General features: G+C 70.9%; 16 protein-coding genes and 1 tRNA gene. 9 read left to right on the forward strand and 8 right to left on the reverse strand.

All coding sequences use genetic code 11. The features are described from left to right. The first annotated feature begins 273 nt into the window (after positions 1-273). Positions 274-462, forward strand: a complete 189-nt coding sequence (locus WMF34_RS23060) for a hypothetical protein (protein WP_044965527.1) — start codon at positions 274-276, stop codon at positions 460-462. A gap of 14 nt (positions 463-476) precedes the next feature. Here WMF34_RS23060 and WMF34_RS23065 read toward each other — a convergent pair whose 3' ends face one another. Both WMF34_RS23065 and WMF34_RS23070 read right to left on the reverse strand, forming a co-directional pair. Next, complete coding sequence (locus WMF34_RS23065; RefSeq protein WP_437994558.1) at positions 477-1820, reverse strand: serine/threonine-protein kinase; 1344 nt, start codon at positions 1818-1820, stop codon at positions 477-479. Beyond that, the gene (locus WMF34_RS23070) at positions 1817-3040 is read right to left on the reverse strand and encodes an FHA domain-containing protein (RefSeq protein WP_437994559.1); all 1224 of its coding nucleotides are present in this window, start codon (positions 3038-3040) and stop codon (positions 1817-1819) included. The genes WMF34_RS23065 and WMF34_RS23070 overlap by 4 nt, the downstream gene beginning before the upstream one ends. 105 nt (positions 3041-3145) lie before the next feature. On the opposite strand from WMF34_RS23070, the gene pilB reads away from it, so the two are divergent. From pilB to WMF34_RS23100, 6 genes are all read left to right on the forward strand, one after another. Further along, the gene (pilB, locus tag WMF34_RS23075) at positions 3146-4846 is read left to right on the forward strand and encodes a type IV-A pilus assembly ATPase PilB (RefSeq protein ID WP_012237099.1); all 1701 of its coding nucleotides are present in this window, start codon (positions 3146-3148) and stop codon (positions 4844-4846) included. A gap of 4 nt (positions 4847-4850) precedes the next feature. Further along, the gene (locus tag WMF34_RS23080) at positions 4851-5990 is read left to right on the forward strand and encodes a type IV pilus twitching motility protein PilT (protein WP_012237100.1); all 1140 of its coding nucleotides are present in this window, start codon (positions 4851-4853) and stop codon (positions 5988-5990) included. Between the two features lie 198 nt (positions 5991-6188). Beyond that, positions 6189-6881: a transcriptional repressor LexA gene (gene lexA, locus WMF34_RS23085; RefSeq protein WP_012237101.1), complete on the forward strand. Its 693-nt coding sequence runs from the start codon at positions 6189-6191 to the stop codon at positions 6879-6881. A gap of 108 nt (positions 6882-6989) precedes the next feature. After that, the gene (locus WMF34_RS23090) at positions 6990-7316 is read left to right on the forward strand and encodes a DUF4398 domain-containing protein (RefSeq protein ID WP_012237102.1); all 327 of its coding nucleotides are present in this window, start codon (positions 6990-6992) and stop codon (positions 7314-7316) included. 8 nt (positions 7317-7324) lie between these two features. Next, complete coding sequence (locus WMF34_RS23095) at positions 7325-8473, forward strand: OmpA family protein (protein ID WP_437994560.1); 1149 nt, start codon at positions 7325-7327, stop codon at positions 8471-8473. Positions 8474-8741: 268 nt separating this feature from the next. Next, on the forward strand, positions 8742-10382 hold the full coding sequence (locus WMF34_RS23100; RefSeq protein ID WP_437994561.1) for an EB domain-containing protein: 1641 nt from the start codon (positions 8742-8744) through the stop codon (positions 10380-10382). Positions 10383-10506: 124 nt separating this feature from the next. On the opposite strand, the gene WMF34_RS23105 is transcribed toward WMF34_RS23100, so the two are convergent. Beyond that, entirely contained in the window at positions 10507-11847 is a 1341-nt protein-coding gene (locus WMF34_RS23105) for an IS4 family transposase (RefSeq protein WP_012236791.1), read from the reverse strand. Positions 11848-12014: 167 nt separating this feature from the next. Beyond that, entirely contained in the window at positions 12015-12380 is a 366-nt protein-coding gene (locus WMF34_RS23110; protein WP_012237106.1) for a PilZ domain-containing protein, read from the reverse strand. Between the two features lie 261 nt (positions 12381-12641). Between WMF34_RS23110 and WMF34_RS23115 the strand changes: the two genes are divergently transcribed. Then, positions 12642-14258, forward strand: a complete 1617-nt coding sequence (locus WMF34_RS23115) for a TIGR02266 family protein (RefSeq protein WP_437994562.1) — start codon at positions 12642-12644, stop codon at positions 14256-14258. A gap of 51 nt (positions 14259-14309) precedes the next feature. Then, positions 14310-15263, forward strand: a complete 954-nt coding sequence (locus tag WMF34_RS23120; protein ID WP_437994563.1) for a hypothetical protein — start codon at positions 14310-14312, stop codon at positions 15261-15263. 260 nt (positions 15264-15523) lie between these two features. On the opposite strand, the gene WMF34_RS23125 is transcribed toward WMF34_RS23120, so the two are convergent. The 4 genes from WMF34_RS23125 to WMF34_RS23140 all read right to left on the reverse strand — a co-directional run bounded on the left by WMF34_RS23125 (position 15524) and on the right by WMF34_RS23140 (position 19157). After that, positions 15524-15595 (reverse strand) — tRNA-Val (locus WMF34_RS23125). 351 nt (positions 15596-15946) lie between these two features. Continuing rightward, positions 15947-17089, reverse strand: a complete 1143-nt coding sequence (locus WMF34_RS23130; protein WP_437994564.1) for a pyridoxal phosphate-dependent aminotransferase — start codon at positions 17087-17089, stop codon at positions 15947-15949. Positions 17090-17232: 143 nt separating this feature from the next. Then, complete coding sequence (locus WMF34_RS23135; RefSeq protein ID WP_437994565.1) at positions 17233-18342, reverse strand: MlaD family protein; 1110 nt, start codon at positions 18340-18342, stop codon at positions 17233-17235. 35 nt (positions 18343-18377) lie between these two features. After that, a complete protein-coding gene (locus WMF34_RS23140) occupies positions 18378-19157 on the reverse strand; it encodes an ABC transporter ATP-binding protein (RefSeq protein ID WP_012237111.1) in 780 nt (259 codons plus the stop codon). Between the last annotated feature and the right edge of the window lie 23 nt (positions 19158-19180).

The raw sequence follows: 19180 nt of genomic DNA on the forward strand, positions 1-19180 counted from the left end.
GCATGCAGACGAGCAATCTACCCAGGGCCGAGCCCGAAGCGAAGCGGGTTGCCACGCTGCGCCGCACCACGCCGCAGCGTGGGGTCCCCCGCACGAGAGATCAGCCGGCAGAGAACAGGCATGAGCGAAGGCAGGCGTCGTTGGTGGACGGAAGCACCCCGAAGCGCACGAACAGCTCGCGTCGCGTCAGCCGCGTCAGCCGCGTCAGCCGCGTCGGCCGCGTCGGCCGCGTCAATTGCGCTCGCGGTCGCCCTCGCGTCCGGCTGCGGGAGCGTGTGCGATGAGGCGACGGAGCACACCGAGGCGTGCGGCTTCCACGGCAGCGGCATCTCCGCCGAGGCGTCGTGCGACGGCCGCGTCCGGTGCGCGTCGGCGTGCGCGGCGGAGGCTCCCTGCGGCGCGTTCGATGGCACCGACGCGGCCGCGCTCGATCGGTACCAGCGCTGCCTCGAAGCTTGCTGAGCCCGCCGCGGCGCTCAGCGGACGGCCCGGACGAGCGCGGCGCCGTCCGGCGGCCGGTCCTCGTCCGGGCCGAGGCACAGCAGCGACAGCTCCTTCCAGGGAGCGAGCCCCTCGCCGCCGAGCGGATCGAGGTGGACGAGGACGTCCTCGAGCACGCGGCCGAAGCCGTAGATGTCATCGCGCGGATCGCTCGCCCGCCCGGCGAGCCGCTCCGGTGAGACGTACCCTGGGCTGCCGCCGGCGGACGGCGCGCCACGCGGCCTGGCCAGCCCGAAGTCGGTGAGCACGGGCTCGCCGAGGTTGCGCAGGAGCACGTTCGCCGGCTTCACGTCCGCGTGGACGTAGCCGCGCTCATGGATCCGGGCGAGCGCGCGCGCGAGCGGACGCGCCCACCGCGCGATCGGCGCGAGCGCCGCCGCGTCGCCGGCGCGGAGCACGTCTCGCACCGACCCCCGCGCGATCCACTCGAGCGCGATCCACCCCTCCTCGGGGTCCGCGTCGAAGACCCGCACGACGCCGGGGCCCCCGAGCGCCGCGGCGAGCCGCACCTCGCGGGTGAGGTGCGCCCGGTCGCCGCCCCGCCCGTGGTAGACCTTGAACCCGATGCGCCGGCCGAGCACCTCGTCCTCGGCCTCGTAAACCGCGCCGGCGCCGCCGCGCGCCACCTCCCGGAGCAGGCGGAACGGGCTCTTGCCCGCCGAGGGCGCGACCACGGTCGCGTCGTCCAGGCGGGCGACCGCGGCGGGCCGATCCGCGCCGAGCGCCGCACGCCAGCGCTGGTGGCGCTCGCGCGCGCCCGGCGCGCCGATCTCCCGGACGAGCACCCGCTCGATCGCGCCGACCGCGCGCGGGAGCTGCCCCAGCGAGGCGTAGAGATCGGCCGCGAGGACGAGGCCTTCGGTCGAGGACACCGGCTGCGCGCGCGACGCGCCCCCGCGCTCGCGCGACGCGGCGCCCTCCAGCACGGCGAGCGCGCCGTGCTCGTCGCCCCGGGCCGCGAGCAGATCCGCGCAGGCCACGCGGATCGGATCGGGCAGCACCCGCTCCTCCATCGCCGCGACGAGGTGCGCCACGGCCTCGGCCTCCCGGAGCGTCCCGCGCGCCCGCCGGAGCACCGCGATGACCTCGTCCGTCGAGGGCCCCTCCCGCGTGCCGGAGCTCCGCAGGCGCGCGATGTCGTCGCTCCCGCCTTCGCGGGACGCGCGCGCGTGCGCCTGCGGCCGCTCCGCTCGCGCCGGATGCGCGCTGCCCCCGGCGTCCGCCCCGCCCGGCCCGGCGCCGCCGCGCGCGTCCGCCGGCGCACCGCCGTCCGCCGCGGCGCCGCCGAGGCGCTCCTTGAGCCGCCGCCACAGGCTCACGCCGTGCCGCCCTCGGCGCCGCCACGCCGGATCGACGGAGCCTCACCCGCGGGGGGTAGCCGGAAGACCGCCGTCCCCCCGCGCGCCGAGGCGATCGCGTCGCCCGCGCAGAGCTCGACCGACGGCGCGAGCTGGTAGTCGCCGAGGAACGGCGGCGGCGCCCCCGGCGGCGTCTTCAGCGCGACGAACGCCGAGGCCCCCACCCGATCGACGCGGATCCGCCAGGGACCGACCGGCAGATCGCCGAGCGGCGCCGTGAAGCGATCGCCCGCGATCTCCACCACGCACCCCTCCCCGGTCCGCGGCGTGATCGCGCACGGCACCTCCCCGCCCAGCAGGAGCTGCACGCCGCGGCCGACGGGCAGCGGCCCCGTGAGCCGCGCGCCCGCCAGCGTCGTGCCGTTGCGCGTCCCGAGATCCTCGACCTCGACGCCGGACGGGCCGCGCCGGATCCGCACGTGCGTCCTGCTGACGGCGCGGGACGCGACGACGATGGTCGCCTCGCCGCGGCCGATCGTGACCTCGTCGCCGAGCGCGCACCGCAGCAGGGCGCCGCCGAGCTCGAGCGACAGGATCGGCCCCGAGAGGAGCCGCGCGCGGATCGCGCGCAGGGCGTCGGCCACCTGCTCGCCGCCGCGGTTCCCCGCGATCCAGGCCTCGGCCACCGCGATCGCCTCGCGGCGCTCCGCCATCCGGTCGAGATCCGCGATCGACCGCAGGACCGCGGCGAGCTCTCGCTGGTCCCTCTCGACGGTCATCGCGGAGCGGAGCCGCTCCTCGAGCCGCTCGATCGCGCCCGCCGCGGCCAGCACCCGCGTCTCCGACTCGGTGTCGCCCACCAGGGCGTACGCGTCGGCCGCGCGCTCGAGCTCCCCCGCCTCCTCGAGCTCGCGCGCGACCGCCAGCGCCTCGCTCCGCATCACGCTCGCGCCCCGCGCGCGCACCAGATCGAACGCGAGCAGCGCCTTGCGCCCGAGCGCCGAGCGCTTGAGCTCCGGGCTCTCCGCCATGCGGGACGCCGACGCGCAGAAGGCGATCCGCTTCTCGACGCTGCGCTCGGCGTCCGCCCGGAGGAGGAGGACCCGGGCCGCGTCGTCCGGCATCCCGGCGTCGAGGTACAGCTCGACCGCCCCCGCGAGATCGCCGGCGAGCTCCTTGGCCTCGGCCGCCCTGCGTCGGCTGTCCCCCCGCCTGAGCCCGAACCACTCAAAGAGACTCACGCAGCGCCATCCTCGCCACCATCCGACATCCTACCCTTGATGCGCGCCGGCCCCAACCGCCAGCGTTGACTCCCTCCCTCGTCACCCGCAGGATTTGCGGCCTCGATGTCGACAACGAACCGCCTCGGCGAACTGCTCGTCCGCGAAAAGCTCATCAGCCTCCAGCAGCTCAGGCAAGCCCAAGAGGAGCAGCGCAAGACAGGTCAGAACCTCGGGTACGCGCTCGCCAAGCTCGGGTACATCTCCGACGGAGAGATCACGAGCTTCCTCTCGACGCAGTACCGCGTCCCGGCCGTCGCCCTCGACGAGTACGAGATCGACGCGGAGGTCTCGCGCCTCGTCTCGCGGGACGTCTGCGAGAAGCACAAGATCATCCCCATCTCCAGGTCGGGGACGGCGCTCGTCGTGGCGATGGCCGATCCGACGAACCTCCACGCGATCGACGACATCAAGTTCCTCACGGGCTTCAACGTGGAGCCCGTCGTCGCGTCCGAGACCGGCATCACGGAGGCGATCGAGCGCGCCTACAACGTCGGGCCCTCCTACGACGAGGTGCTGAGCGAGTTCGGGGAGGAGGAGGTCGGCTTCCAGGTCGAGGCCGACGACGTGAACGTCCTCGAGCTGGAGAAGGCCGCCGAGGGCGCGCCCGTGGTCCGGCTCGTCAACGCGATCCTCCTGAACGCCATCAAGAAGGGCGCGAGCGACATCCACGTCGAGCCGTACGAGAAGAAGCTCCGCGTGCGCTACCGCATCGACGGCGTGCTGATGGAGGAGATGCAGCCGCCGATCAAGCTGAAGAACGCGATCTCGAGCCGCCTCAAGATCATGAGCTCGCTCGACATCGCCGAGCGGAGGCTCCCGCAGGACGGCCGCATCAAGCTGAAGATGGGCAGGGGCCGGGAGATGGACTTCCGCGTCTCGGTGCTGCCGACGATCTGGGGCGAGAAGATCGTCCTCCGCCTCCTCGACAAGTCGAACCTGCAGCTCGACATGGCGAAGCTCGGCTTCGATCCGAAGCCGCTCGCCGACTTCAAGTGGGCGATCGGCCAGCCGTGGGGCATGGTCCTCGTCACCGGCCCGACCGGCTCCGGCAAGACGACGACGCTCTACTCGGCGCTGTCGGAGCTCAACCAGATCGGCTCGAACATCAGCACCGCCGAGGACCCTGTCGAGTACAACCTGCACGGCATCAACCAGGTGCAGATGCACGACGACATCGGGCTGAACTTCGCGATGTCGCTGCGGTCGTTCCTCCGGCAGGACCCGGACATCATCATGGTCGGCGAGATCCGCGACTTCGAGACGGCCGAGATCGCCGTCAAGGCCGCGCTCACCGGCCACCTCGTGCTCTCGACGCTGCACACGAACGACGCGCCGTCGACGATCTCGCGCCTCCTCAACATGGGCGTGGAGCCGTTCCTCATCACCGCCAGCGTGAACCTCGTGCTGGCCCAGCGCCTCGCGCGCAAGATCTGCCCCGACTGCCGCGTCCCGCTGAAGGTCGACGCGAGGGTGCTCCTCGACTTCGGCTTCACGGAGCAGCAGGTGGCGCGCGCGGAGCTCGTCCGCGGCGCGGGCTGCAAGACCTGCAACGGCTCGGGCTACAAGGGCCGCGTCGCGCTCTACGAGGTCATGCGCTTCACCGACGCGCTGAAGGAGATGGTCCTCCAGGGCGCGTCCACGGCCGAGCTCAAGGCCGCCGCGATCAAGGGCGGGATGCTGACCCTCCGGATGAGCGGGATCGAGAAGGTGCTCGCGGGCGTCACCACGACCGAGGAGGTCGGCCGCGTGACGATGGGGGACTGAGCGCATGAGCACCGAGCTCGTCGGGCAACAGGAAGGCCTCCGGTACACGCTCCAGCAGCTCCTCCGCGCGATGGTGGAGAAGGGCGCGAGCGACATGCACATCACGAGCGGCACGCCGCCGCTCCTGCGCATCGACGGCACGGTGGTGCCGCTGAAGCTCCCGCCGCTCATGCCGAGCGACACGAAGCAGCTCTGCTACTCGGTGCTGAGCGAGGAGCAGGTGGCGGCGTTCGAGCAGCGCAACGAGCTCGATCTCTCGTTCGGCATGAAGGGGCTCGCCCGCTTCCGCGCCAACATCTACATGCAGCGCGGCGCCGTCGCGGCCGCGTTCCGGCAGATCCCCTTCCGGATCATGAACTTCGACGAGCTGGGCCTGCCGCCGGTCGTGCTCGACATCACCGCCAAGCCCCGCGGCCTCGTGCTCGTGACGGGCCCGACGGGCTCGGGCAAGACGACCACGCTCGCGAGCATCATCGACAAGATCAACTCGGAGCAGCGGCTGCACATCCTCACGATCGAGGATCCGATCGAGTACCTGCACCCGCACAAGCTGTCGCTCGTGAACCAGCGCGAGATCGGCTCCGACACCGCGTCGTTCAAGGACGCCCTGCGGTACGCCCTGCGCCAGGATCCGGACGTCGTGCTCGTCGGTGAGATGCGCGACCTCGAGACCGTCGAGTCGGCGCTGACGATCGCCGAGACCGGCCACCTCGTGTTCGCCACGCTCCACACGAACTCGGCGATCTCGACGATCAACCGCATCATCGACGTCTTCCCGCCGCACCAGCAGTCGCAGGTGCGCCAGCAGCTCTCGTTCACGCTCGTCGCCGTGATGACGCAGCTCCTCCTGCCGCGCGCGAACGGCCCGGGGCGCGTCATGGCGATGGAGGTCATGATCCCGAACGCGGCGATCCGGAACCTCATCCGCGAGGACAAGCTCCACCAGATCTACTCGCAGATGCAGGTGGGCCAGGCCGGCAGCGGCATGCAGACGATGGCCCAGTCGCTCGTGTCCCTCTACCAGCGCCGGATGATCACGCTGGAGGAGGCGTTCGCGGCGGCCGCCGACGGCGAAGAGATCCGGGCGATGCTGGAGCCCCGTCAGGCGGTGAGCTCACGGAACAGCGGCCCGAAGCAGGCTTGACCACAACGGCGCCCTGCCATTCGGTTCACCCTGCACGCTCGACGCGCCTCGCGGCTCACGGCGCGGCGCGGCGCGATGGGAGGCGGGCGGGCGAGCGGGCGCCGCTGGCATCCAGAAAATCGCAGTAAAATCGAGGTGTTGGAGAGGGGGCTCCACACTTTTTTGACATCTACCCAACCGTTCAGTAGGTTCCGCCCGATGCAGGGGCTCACCGAGCGACAACAGCAGGTGCTTCACTATATCCGGCAGTCGATCAGCGAGCGCGGCTACCCGCCGACGCTGCGCGAGATCGGCGCGCATATGGGGATTCGCTCGACGAACGGGGTGAACGATCACCTCCGGGCGCTCGAGCGCAAGGGCTACCTCACGCGCGAGGACATGAAGTCGCGCGCGCTCCGCCCGCGCGATCTCGACGGCGCGGGCGCCGGCGGCGGCGCCGATCTCCGCGGCGCGCTCGTGAACGGTGGGAACGACGCCCCTGCGAACGACCAGGAGGACGACCTCGTCGAGATCGCGGTCGTCGGCCGGATCGCCGCGGGCCTGCCGATCCTCGCCGAGGAGCACGTCCTCGATACGGTCCGGATCGAGCGCACGCTCGTGCGCGGCGGGCGCGAGGTGTTCGGCCTGCGCGTCACCGGCGACTCGATGATCGAGGCGGGCATTTTCAGCGGGGACTACATCTTCGTGCGCCGGCAGCTCACCGCGCAGCGCGGCGACATCGTGGTGGCGCTGATCGGCGACGAGGCGACCGTGAAGTACTTCTTCCCCGAGAAGGACTACGTGCGCTTCCAGCCGGCGAACGCGGCGATGGCGCCGATCCTGGTCCGGGCGAGCGACTTCAAGCCCGCGATGCTCCTCGGCGTGGTCGTCGGCGTCTACCGGAAGCTCTGACCTCACCCTTCCCTTACCCGAGCCGGTTGACGTGCGCCGAGCGGCCTTGATAGCGTCGCGACGGCCGGGCAGACGGTCTTAGGTGCCCGCTCCAGAAAGAACGCGATCGTGACGACGCACGGGCGGCGATTCGGGACTTGGATTTCAGGCGCGGGCATGGTGCTCGCGGCGGCTCTCACGGGCGGCTGCGGCGGTACCCTCTACGCGTTCACCGCGAACTCGGCCTCGAGCAAGCTCGAGACGGCCGAGGCGCTCGGCGCAGAGAAGTATGCGCCGTACGAGTATTACACCGCGCGCGAGCACCTCTGGAAGGCTCGGGAAGAGGCCGCGGCCGCCGACTACGGCGACGCGATCGACTTCGCCGACGTCGCAGAGGAGTACGCGGACAAGGCGATCACCCTAGCGAAACAGGCGCACGAGGGCGCGGGTCGATGAGCATTGGAATGACGCGCCGCAGTTCCCGCCGCGCCCGTCGCGCAGGCGCCATCGCTGTCGTGGCGATCGCCGGGGCCGCCCTCTCGTGCACGCAGGTGCCGGTCATGCGCGGCGACATCGAGGCGCTGACCACCATCGCGAAGCAGGCGGAGCGCAACGGCGCGCTCCGCTGCGCGCCGCGCGAGCTGGCGATGGCGAAGTCGCACCTGTCGTTCGCCTCGGTCGAGCTCGATCAGGGCTTCTTCGTCCGGGCCAAGGAGCACCTCGACATCGCGAAGGCGAACACGCACGCCGCGTACGACCTCTCGCCGCCGCAGAAGTGCGCCGAGCGCGGGTTCGTCGAGGAGGCGCCGCCGCCCAAGCCCGGAGACTGCGACGGCGACGGGCTGCTCGATCCGGAGGACAAGAAGTGCCCGTGCGACGCCGAAACCTGGAACGGCTTCCAGGACGATGACGGCTGCCCGGACGATCCGGACACGGACGGCGACGGCCTGACGGACAGCAAGGACAGCTGCGTGCTCCTGCCCGAGGACAAGGACGGCTACCTCGACGAGGATGGCTGCCCCGAGCTCGACAACGACCTCGACACGATCCTCGACGCGAACGACAAGGACAGCACGGGCAAGAACTGCGCGAACGATCCGGAGGATCCGGACGGCTACGAGGACGCCGACGGCTGCCCCGAGCCGGACAACGACCAGGACACCGTGGTCGATCTCGAGGACCAGTGCCCGAACGAGCCGGGCGTGGTCGGCGGCGACAAGCCGGGCTGCCCGAAGAAGCCGAGCCTTGTCATCGTCACCGAGAAGGAGATCAAGATCACGCAGCAGATCCACTTCGAGTTCGACAAGGACAAGATCCGGCCCGAGAGCTTCCCGATCCTCGACGCCGTGGTGGACGTCCTCCAGCAGAACCCGAAGATCAAGATCGAGATCCAGGGGCATACGGACAACAAGGGCGCCGCGGCCTACAACAAGAAGCTGTCGGATCGGCGTGCGGCCTCGGTGAAGAAGTACCTGGTGGCCAAGGGCATCGACGAAGCCCGGCTGACATCGAAGGGGTACGGCATGGAGCAGCCGATCGTGCCGAACACGTCCGACCAGAACCGTGCCCTGAACCGGCGCGTGCAGTTCGTCCGCACGGAGGGCGCGCAGTAGTCCTGCCGTCGCGGGGGCACCGCCTGGCGTGTCGGGGTACGGTCGTTCTCGACCGCGCAGCCCAGGGGGCCGGACCCGGCCCCCTCCTCCTGAAAGCGAGAGCCCCTCCCCCTGAAAGCAAGAGCCCCTCCCCAGCACACCCTGGAGGTCTGAACCCGTGTTTTTCCGTCGTTCACGCCGCGCTCGTCTCGCGTCTGCACTGACTTCGCTGTGGGTCCTCGGCGCGCCGGCGGTCGCCGGCGCCGCCGGCGAAAAGGACGCGGAGGCGATGAAGCTGCACAACCAGGCGATGGACGATGACTACCTCTCTGTCGAGTTCGACAAGGCGGAGAAGAAGCTCAAAGACGCCCTGAAGAAGTGCGACAAGGGCGCCTGCTCGAAGCCGGTGGTCGGCAAGCTGCACATCGCGCTCGGCACGGTGTACGGCGGCGGCAACAAGCTCCAGCAGGCCAAGGCCGAGTTCGTGCTGGCGCTCCAGGCCGATCCGAAGGCGGCGCTCATCGACGCGCTGACGACGACCGAGCTGGCCCAGGCGTTCAAGGAGGCCCAGAAGGAGGCGCAGGCCGCCGCCGGGAAGGCGTCTCGCGACGGCGGCGGCAAGGCCACGAAGGCCGCGGCGGGCGACGTTCCCCACACGCCGGTGGCGGAGCAGGCGGTGAACACGCCGGTGCCCGTGTATGTCGAGATCCCGGAGGAGATCGACGCGTCCAAGGCGACGGTCCGCTACAAGCCGTTCGGCTCGCCCAAGTGGAAGTCGCTCGAGATGAGGCGTATCGAGGGCGGCTTCGGCGTGGAGATCCCCTGCGAGGATGTCACGACGACCGGCGAACTCCGGTATTTCGTCATCCTGAGGGACGAGGCGGGCGATCCGGTGGGCACCGCCGGTTCGATGCAGGCGCCTCACCGGGTGCCGATCAAGAACGAGATCGATCAGGAGCCGTCGCTGCCTGGCCAGGAGCCGCCGAGGCGGTGCGCCGCGAAGGAGGATTGCCCGCCAGGCCTGCCTGGCTGCCCCGACGCTGACGGCAAGCGCGGGGACAAGGCCTGGGGTTCGGCCTGCGAGGCGACCGAGGAGTGCCAGTCGGGGCTCGCCTGCGTGAACGGGACCTGCGAGCAGGGGAGCGACGAGGGCGGCGGGGCGTCGAAGGGCAAGGGCAACCGCAACGTGGTCGGCGTCTCCGGCCAGCTCGACCTGCTCCTGGTGCGCGGTACGGATTACGTCTGCTCGGGCAGCGACGCCGCGTACGCCTGCTTCTACCCGGGCGGCGACGGCCGGCAGTTCTACGGCGAGCCCGCGGATCTGGAGGGAACGAACGGGGTCAAGGGCGGCCTGAGCCTGGCTGGGTGGCGGGTGATGCTGTCGTACGATCGGCAGCTGTTCTCGGACCTGTCGCTGCTCCTCGGCGTGCGGGTCGGATTCGCGTTCGGCGGCTCGCCGTCTTCCAAGAACGCGCCGAACCCGTGGACGGACGAGGCGGGCAATGACCTGCAGAACCCGCATCTCCAGGCGCTCAGCTTCCTGCCGCTCCATGCGGAGCTCCGCGCCACGTATTTCCTCCTGGGGGATCGGATTGTCGAGAAGGGCGGGTTCCGCCCCTATGCCTTCGCCTCGCCCATCGGGCTGGCCCAGGTGAACGCCTCGGTGCCTGTGGATGTGTGCGATCGCCGCACCGAGGAGGGGGATCCTCTGCGCACCAGCAGCAGCAACAGGTGTCCGGCAAATACCCGCTACGTCGAGAATCTCGATGCCTACCAGATCACCGGGCGGAACTTCTCCGCGCTAGGCGCCGGTGTGGTCTATGGCATCACCCAGAACTTCGGAGTCTCTGCCGAGATGAAGGTGATGCTGATGTGGCCAACGCTCGGCCTCGTCCTGGCCCCCACCGTCAGCCCCGTGTTCGCCTTCTAGCGCCCTCTCCCGCACAGCCAAGCCCCTCCCCCCCGTTCCAGCCGCAGCGCGGGGGACGCCCGCACAGGAGACGGGCCCAGATCGGCGTTTTCGGCGCGCAGGCGTACTCACGTCTCAGGATTGATCATATTTTCCCCACCTCCCTCGCGGCGCTCCAGCCCTGGACGAGGGTGAGCAGCTGCTCGTAGCCACGGCCCAAGGTCTGCCAGCCGGGCTCGCCGTTTCGCCGGAGGTGTCCGCCGAGCCCGGCGATCGCCAGGAAGGCATCGCGGGCCGTGGCGTTCTCGGGCAGGGGCTTGCGCGCGAAGACCCGCAGCACCTCGAGCTGGGTGGGCGTGAGCACGGCGGTCGCGGGCTGCTCCGGAGCGCGCCGAGCCTCGCTGCGCAGCAGCAATAGCTGCCAGGCGATGGGCGCGAAGAGCGCCAGCACGTTGCGCAGGCCGTGCAGGTCCTCGATCTGGCGCTTCTCGTAGGCGCATCCGGTCTTCAGGGCCTTGAAGAACTCCTCCACCATCCAGCGCGCCCGGTACCAGTCGACCAGCTGCGTCAGCTGCTCGACGGACTCGACCGGCTCGCTCGTGAGCAGCACCCACTCGACCGGCGCTTCGCCCGGCGGCGGCTCGATCTCCCAGACGCGTACGACCCGCAACGAGAGCGTCGCAGGCAGCTCGCGCGGCTGGGATCTCGGTCGCCGCAGGGTCACGCGCGTGCTTCCAAGGGCGAGCTTGGCCAAGCGTCCTGCGCGCGGAGGATGCAGCCGTTTCTGTTGAGGGCTGCGATTGCCCGCCGGCCGCGGCGAAAGCTCTACCTCGCGCACGGCCACCGCTTGAACATGCGCGAGCGCCTGCTCGAGCTTGGCCTCCGCTCCGAGGGCGTCAGCCTCGACGAGGCGATTGTGCGCGAGCCGAATCACGAACCGATGCCCTGCGCTCAAAAGCTGCGCGAACAGGCCGTAGTCGTCGCCTTCGCGGTCCATGACGTGCACCACATCGTGCGGCGCAGCGCCCAAGACCGCGACTCGCTCCACCTGCTCTCCCCAGCGGTCGTGCTCGTTGTCCGTCGTGCCGTCGTCGCGCACGTGCGTGCTCAGATCGAGCACGCCGAGCGGGCGGCGCGTTCCATCGCCGCTGACCGCCAGCGTGAAGTGGGCGAAGAACGTCTGCCCCGAGGAGCGCAGCCGTCCGAGCCCCTGCCGCTGGCCGTCCGAGCGGAAGGAAAGGGTCGTGGTGTCATGGATGGCGAGCACGACCGGCTCGGCCTCCATGCGCGCGAGGGTGGCGCGCACATGCGGAGCCAGAATCGCCGCGGGCGTGACGGCGTCGTTGCCGAAGAAACGGTACGCCGCCTCCAGCTCGCTGTCGGACAAGAGCGAGGGGAAGCTCTTGTCCGGCGCCTGCGCCAGCTTCTGCACCAGCTTGGTCTGGCGCTTCGAAAGCCGCGCATCGCCGAAGTGCGCGTCGCTCATCTCCTCGGCGAGTGCCGCTGCGTGCTCTGCTGCAGGTGAACCCATCCGCAGCTTTGATCACGTCGCCCAGCACACATCAAGCGAGATGTGTAGGATCTTGAGACTCACGTACGCCGAGCACCGAAAACGTCGAGATGGGCCCGTCTCCGAAGCGGGCGCCCCCCGCGCTAGAGGTCGAAGTGTTCGGTGCCGAGGAGCTGGTAGAGGCCGTAGAGCGACCCGGCGTCGTGGTGCTCGAAGCGAACGCCCGCGCGCGCCGGCCGCCCCGCCGCACCGCGGCGGATCCAGGCGATGCGACCGCGGAGGCTCAGCGGATCCCACAGGTTCGGGGCGGTGACCTCGAGCGTCACCGACGCCTCGGGATCCAGGAGCTCCGACGCGAGCTGGGCCTCGGACAGCTCGATGCCGGCGCCGCCCAGCCCCAGATCGCGGATGCGAACGCCGTGCTCCTCGATCGACTGGCGATCGCGCAGCGTCGCCCCAAGATCGACGCGTCGCCTCGCGTGAACGCGAAAGTGGTCCCGGACAGCCATCCTGGCGCATTCTCCAGTCGACGCGAACATATCACGAGAGACGCGCGCACACGCTCGGTTCGCCATGCCCTGCGGCGCAGGGGCGCGGGCGCGAGCGCGGTGACGCGCGCCGCGCGAACAGCATGCTCGCCCGGTCGCCCATGGCTGCGTTCGGTAAAGCGACCGTCACGTGTTAGCCTTTGGGCTTCGCGGCGAACCTTGGGTAACATGCGGACCACATCCGCTGGAGCGAGTCGCGAAGTAGACGGGAGTTCTACCCTGATGGCCCAGGACACACGCAAAGATCCGCGAGCGAGAGTGCTGCAGATGACCGTCCGCTACAAAAGCGCCACGGTCGACGAGTTCATCGAGCACCACTCGCATGACGTGAGCCGTGGCGGCATCTTCATCAAGACGCCGTCGCCCTTCCCCGCTGGCACGCTGCTCAAGTTCGAGATCCGTCTACAGGACGAGCAAGCCGTGATCGCCGGCGTCGGCCGCGTCGTGTGGAAGCGCGAGCCCGCGCAGGGGAGCGACGCGCACCCGGCGGGCATGGGCGTGAAGTTCATCAAGATCGATGAGAAATCCAAGGCCGTGATCACCCGGCTCGTCGACGCGCAAGCGGGCGCCGGGTCGGCGTTCGAGGCCGGCATCACCGACCGCGCGGATCTGGGCGACGACGTGCAGGAGATCACGGCCCCGTCGGCGACCGCGAGCGCGCCGCAGGCCGAGCCCGCGGCCGCCAAGGCAGCGCAGGCGCAGGTGAAGCGGGCGTCGACGATGCTGGGGCTCGGCTCGATCGGGGCGAAGGGCGACGCGGGCAAGGGCGAGGCGAAGAAGGCCGACGTCGCGGAGGGCGGCAGCTTCTTCCCGCAGACGAACCCCGAGAAGGAGATGCCGCCGCCCGACGAGCGGACGATGATGAAGCAGGCGGCCGAGCTGCTGAAGCAAGCGCTCGCCGACGCCGGCGGCTCGCTGGACGAGATCGGCCCGTCCAAGGAGCCGCTCATGGCCGCCCCGCCGAAGAAGGCCGAGCCCGCTCCGGCGCCGAAAGAGGAGCACGTCAGGCCGCTGGCCGAGCCGGCGGCGATGCCGGTCCAGGCGGTCGCTCAGCTGGCGAGCGAGCGGGAGGCGCGGGATGAAGCGCCCGCGGCCGAGGCGAGACCAGCGAAGGCGGCCGCAGCCAGGAGGCCGGCCGAGGTCGCGGACCGGGCGCCGGCGGAGGATCTGCACGCCAAGCCCGCGCGCCAGGACGTGAAAGCGGCCGACGATCAGGCGAAGGCGAAGCCAGCGGCCGCCAAGCCCAAGGAAGACAAGGCGGCCACGGCCAAGGCCGCGCCCGCGGCCCAGGCTCCGCTCGCACAGGAAGAGGAGAGCAGCGGCACCGGGCGGCTGCTCACGATCCTGCTCGTCGCGGCGGCGCTCTGCGGTGCGCTCTGGCTCGTCTTCGGGCAGAGCGACAAGCCCCCCGCGACCCCGCCGGCCGCGCCGGAGCAGCCCGCGGCGAAGCCCGCAGCTCCGGCGGAGAAACCTGCGGCTCCGGCGGAGAAGCCTCAGCCGACGGAGGTCGTGCCCGCGGCGACGGACAAGGCTGCGCCCGCCGCGACGGCGGCGCCCACGACGACCGCCGAAGTGCCGGCGGCGCCGACGGCGAGCGCCACCGCGCCCCTCGGAGCGACCGCGGAGCCTGCGGCGCCCAAGGCGACGGCCGAGCCTGCGGCGCCGGCGACGGCGGAGCCCGCGGCGCCCAAGCCGGCGGCGGAGCCTGCAGCGACCACCCCGGCGCCAGAGCCCGCGGCCCCCACGGCGACGGCGGCGCCCGCGGCGCCCAAGCCGGCGGCGCCCAGGCCCAGGCCGGCCGCGCCGAAGCCGCCGAAGAACGACGATCCCTACGGTTGATGACCAGGCCGCGGGTCCTCCGCGGGAGAGGCAGCTGCGATGAGCGGCTCGGTGAGTCACGTCAGTGAATCAGGGCTGGGCCGCTCGAAGGCGGCCGCCACGCTGGCCGCGCTGGGCCTGCTGGCCGCGACCGGGCTCGTCTGCGGCGCGGTCGCGCTGCGCGATCCGACGGCCGTGACGGCGCTCGAGGGGGGCGCGAGCGCCTCGCCGAGCCCTTCGCCGGCCGCCGCGCCCAGCAGCAGCGGCCGCGAGAGCAGCAGCGCGCCGCCCCCCGAGCCGGCGCCGGCGCTCGCTCCCGCGGAGCCCGAGGCCCCGGCGAAGGGGCCGCCTGCCCGCGCTCAGCCCGCGGAGATCGAGGGCGCCCAGGCCGCGGGGAGCGCGGCGCTCGGCTCGCTCGCGCAGCGGTATCCGGAAGACCCTGCGGTCCTCCGGGCGCTCGCGGTCGCGCAGGCGCGCGAGAAGGCGATGGCGGCCGCGCTGCTCACGGCGCAGCGGCTGTTCGAGGTCGCTCCCGAGGAGGTCGGGAACGACGAGCTCAAGCAGATCATCCTGCGGGCAGCGAACGGCACCCCGGACCTCGCCCTCACGGCGTTCGATCTGATGGCCAAGCACATGGGAAGCCGCGGTCCCGACCTGCTCTACGAGGTGGTGACCGCGCCGAAGTTCGGCGATTGGCCCAGGGACCACGCGAGCACACGTCTGATGGAGAGCAGCGTGCGGCAGCTCGCGTCGCCGGCGCTGCTCGTCGCCGACGATCTGCGCCGCCTCACGGACTGCCCCACCAAGGCGATGCTCGCCAGGGCGCGCGAGGAGGGCGATGTCCGCGCGCTCCATTACATCAAGGCGCTGGGCACCCCCCAGCCATGCCGGGGCCATCGGACGCGCAAGTGCCTCAGGTGCGGCCCCCTCCAGAAGGAGCTCCGCGCGACGGCCAGCGCCATCGAGAAGCGCAAGAACGAGAAGGCGGCGGCGGCAGCGCCGCCCGCGGCGAGCGCTGCTCGCTGACCGCCTTCGCCTCGCCAACCCCGGAGCGGCGTGTTCCCTTGCATCGCCGCTGTCGCGCCTCGACGCGACGGCGGCGACCGGCCTTCCGCCCTGCCAGCCCCGCAGCGCTGCCGCGCACACATGGCGGTCCCAGCACGGCCGCGTGGGCGGCTCGATGCTCCGAAGCAGACGCTCAGTATCCGCTGGGATCCGCTGGGAGCGGCACGGCCACGCAGACAGCTCGACGCGCGGAACCAGCTCACCAGGGGAGCGAATCGGGGTGGGCGCAGCAGGACTTGAACCTGCGACTTCGTCCGTGTGAAGGACGCACTCTACCGCTGAGTTATGCGCCCGATGCCAGCCGGTTGTCACCCGGCCGTTTCGGAAAGACGTGGCGCTTTTAACCCAAACATCGGCGTTCGACAAGAAGAACTCGCTGGCGATGTCGAACTTCTTCGCGGCGCACCTTCAGGCCCGAACCAGGCCCGAAGCGGGGGCTCCCCGGTGAAGGCGCGTCTCGTGGCCGCGGCCAGCGCGCCGCCCGTGGGGCCCGCGCGCGCCGGCTGCGCGCCGCCCGTGAGCGACCGGGGCGCGGAGCCAGGCGGGCCGCCGCGTCCGCGCGGCGCCGCGGTCGAGCGAGCGGGGACGGGCGCCGCTGCGCTTCGAGCGCGCGCGTGGGCACCGGCGCAGCGCGACGCGCGCGGTCACTCGAGCGTGGCGACGGCGCGCCGGAGCGCGGCGAGGCCTGCTTCGATGTGGTCCTCATCGCAGGCATACGAGAAGCGAAGGTACCCAGGCGCGCCGAAGGGGGTGCCGGCGACCGCGGCGACGTGCGCCTGATCGAGCATCCACGTCGCCACGTCCTCGTCGCTCGCGAGCGTCGTCCCCTGGAAAGCGCGCCCGCAGAGCCCGCGCACGTCGGCGAACGCGTAGAACGCGCCCTCCGGCATCCTGCAGCGCACCCCCGGTACGGCGTTGAGCCCCTCGACCATCAGCGAGCGCCGCCGGGCGAACGCCGCGCGCATCGCGAACACCGCGTCGCGGGGCCCGTTCAGGGCGGCGACAGCGGCCGCCTGGGAGACGGCCGCCGCGTTCGTGGTGCTCTGACCCTGGACCACGTCGAGCGCCCTCGCGACCTCGGCCGGCGCGATGCTCCAGCCGATCCGCCAGCCCGTCATGGCGAAGGTCTTGCTGACCCCGTCGACGACGATCACCCGCGGCGCGAGGTCCTCCGCGAGCGCCGGGAGCGACACGTGCCGGAACCCGTCGTAGGTGAGATCGGCATAGATCTCGTCGACGATGATCCAGCAGTCATGGCGCCGCAGCACGCCCAAGAGCGGGAGCAGGTGCTCTTCCGCGTACGCCGAGCCGGTCGGATTGGAGGGCGTGCACAGGATGATCGCCTTCACCCGCGGAGAAAGCGCGCCCTGGAGCGCGCCCGCCGTGAGGCGGAACCCCATCTCCTCGGTCGTGTCGACGATGACCGGCGTGGCGCCGACGAGGCGCACCTGCTCCGGGTAGCTCACCCAGTAGGGCGCGGGGATGACGACCTCGTCCCCCGGCTCGAAGAGCGCGGTCGCGAGGTTGAACAACGCGTGCTTCGCGCCGCAGCTCACGGTCACCTGGCTCGGCAGCGGCCGCCAGCCGCGGTGCTGCTCGGTCGCGGCGCAGATCGCCGACTTCAGCTCGGAGATGCCGGACACGGCCGTGTAGTGGGTGGCGCCGGCGTCCAGCGCCGCCTTCGCCGCGATGCGAATGTGCTCCGGCGTGTCGAAGTCAGGCTCGCCCACGCCGAAGGAGAAGACCTTGTGCCCGTCGGCGCGGAGGCGCGCGGCCCTCGCCGCCATGGCGAGCGTTGCACTGGGCGCGACGGCCGACAGACGGTCAGCGAGCTTCCTGGGCATCGAGACACTGAGGAATAAAGGGCGGCCTCAGATAACGCAAGGCGCTACCGCTCCGGCGCTCTTGCGCGAGCGGCTCGGATGTGCCGTCAGGGCGACGGCGTGGCGCCGCCGACCTGGACCGCGGGCTTCTGCTCGTCCTGCTTGATCGAGTAGCGCACGAGGGCACGGAGCACGTCGTTGCGCTGCACGTTTCCGAGGAGGCTCTTCATGTCCTCGTAGATCGACGGATCGACCAGCAGGGCGCCGAGGGTCCCCTTGCCCGCCCTCATGTCGTGCACGATCGCCCGCAGATCGCCGGTCATCGCCGTCACGTTGGCGAGCGCCTCGGCGCCGTCGCCCTTGCCGCCATAGAGCGCGTCGTGCGCGAGGCTGTCGCTCTCGCGGATGCCCCGCAGCGTCATGGCGACCTCGTCCGCCGCGCTCCCGAACTGCTGAATCTGCTTCTGCGGGCCGTCGCCGTAGATGACGTCGTGCGCGAACCCCGGCCCCTCCTTGACCCGCGAGACGACCCCCCGCACCTCGCGCACCGCGCTCGCGAGCTCCGTGCTGAGACGGTCGAGGCTCTGCACGGTGCGCGAGATGCGCTCGGCCTCCTCGGGATCGGTCAGGAAGCGGTGCGGGTAGCCTTCCCCCTCGGTCACCTGCTTCATCAGCGTGTTCGCCGAGGCCACCGTCTCGCGGAGATCCCTGTGCAGCTTCTCGTCGGCGATGTTCTCCGAGACCTTCTGGATGTTGTCGAGCGTCGCCTCGGCCTTCTCGGCCATGCCGGTCACCTTCCCCATCACGTCGGTCGGCACCTCGCCGGGGATGTGGCCGCCGGGCGGCACCGAGTCCGGGCTCTGCCCCTTCGTGAGCTCCAGCATCTTGTCGCCGAGCAGGCCCTTGTTCGCGATCTGGGCGACGCTGTCCGTCTTGATCCGGCTCGCCTCGCTCTCGACGATCTCGAGCTTCACATAGATCTTGGTGTCCTTCGGATCAGGGCCGTAACCGACCTCGGCGACGTGACCGATGTCGATGCCTCCCATGCGGATGGGCGCGCCCGGCTTCAGCCCCTGGACGTCGGCGAAGTTCGTCGTGAAGCCGACGGAGGAGTCGAAGAGCCGCCGCTCGTCGCCTATCAGGAAAATGACTACGGCGGAGAGCACAAGGCCCGCCAGCACAAAGAGTCCGACCTTCAGATCGCGCGCTCTGCCCATGCAGAAGGGCATCTTGCGCGATCTCGGAGGGATCGTCACGCGCCGAGAAGCGTCTGGACGTCCTCATTCACCGGAGCGGTCCCGGTGATGAAATCGGCGACATGCGGATCGGTGGACCTCCGGAACTCGTCCGGGGTGCCGGTCGCGATGACCTCGCCACGGAAGATCATCGCCATCCGATCCGAGATCGTGAACGCGCTCTTCATGTCGTGTGTCACCACGATGCTCGTCACGTTGAGCGCCTGCTTCAGCCCCTTGATGAGGTGGTTGATGCGCTCGGTGTTGATCGGATCGAGGCCGGTCGTCGGCTCGTCGTAGAGCAGCACCTCGGGCTGCACCGCGATGGCGCGCGCGAGGCCGACGCGCTTCTTCATGCCGCCGGACAGGTCCCCCGGGCGCATCTGCTCGATGCCCGGCAGGCCGACCAGCGACAGCGCCCAGTTGACCCGATCCGCGATCTGCGCCTCGGTCATCTCCTTGCGGTAGTGCTCGTGCAGGCCGTAAGCGACGTTCTCACCGACCGAGATCGAGTCGAACAGGGCGCCGCCCTGGAAGAGCATCGCGATGCGCTGGCGCACCCCGGCGATGCGCGCCTCGCTCAGGCGCGTGATCTCTTCACCGTGGAACTGGATAGATCCATCATCAGCATCGAGCAGACGGATGAGCAGCTTCAGCATGACGCTCTTGCCGACGCCCGAGCCGCCCATGATGGTGAGCGTCTCGCCCGGGTACACTTCGAGGTTCAGGTCGCGGTAGATGACCTTCGGACCGAAGGCCTTGCGCACACGCGAGAACCGGATCAGCGGCTCAGCCACCCGTTCACGCTAGCACGCCGCGG

The organism is Sorangium sp. So ce145 (assembly GCF_051525985.1).
Lineage (GTDB): Bacteria > Myxococcota_A > Polyangia > Polyangiales > Polyangiaceae > Sorangium > Sorangium cellulosum_B.

Bases quoted from the DNA above. Each gene is read 5' to 3' on its own strand.
- pilB (WP_012237099.1), top strand. From the start codon at position 3,146: ATGTCGACAACGAACCGCCTCGGCGAACTGCTCGTCCGCGAAAAGCTC.
- WMF34_RS23080 (WP_012237100.1), top strand. From the start codon at position 4,851: ATGAGCACCGAGCTCGTCGGGCAACAGGAAGGCCTCCGGTACACGCTC.
- lexA (WP_012237101.1), top strand. From the start codon at position 6,189: ATGCAGGGGCTCACCGAGCGACAACAGCAGGTGCTTCACTATATCCGG.
- WMF34_RS23095 (WP_437994560.1), top strand. From the start codon at position 7,325: ATGACGCGCCGCAGTTCCCGCCGCGCCCGTCGCGCAGGCGCCATCGCT.
- WMF34_RS23100 (WP_437994561.1), top strand. From the start codon at position 8,742: ATGAAGCTGCACAACCAGGCGATGGACGATGACTACCTCTCTGTCGAG.
- WMF34_RS23105 (WP_012236791.1), bottom strand. From the start codon at position 11,847: ATGAGCGACGCGCACTTCGGCGATGCGCGGCTTTCGAAGCGCCAGACC.
- WMF34_RS23110 (WP_012237106.1), bottom strand. From the start codon at position 12,380: ATGGCTGTCCGGGACCACTTTCGCGTTCACGCGAGGCGACGCGTCGAT.
- WMF34_RS23115 (WP_437994562.1), top strand. From the start codon at position 12,642: ATGGCCCAGGACACACGCAAAGATCCGCGAGCGAGAGTGCTGCAGATG.
- WMF34_RS23130 (WP_437994564.1), bottom strand. From the start codon at position 17,089: ATGGCGGCGAGGGCCGCGCGCCTCCGCGCCGACGGGCACAAGGTCTTC.
- WMF34_RS23135 (WP_437994565.1), bottom strand. From the start codon at position 18,342: ATGGGCAGAGCGCGCGATCTGAAGGTCGGACTCTTTGTGCTGGCGGGC.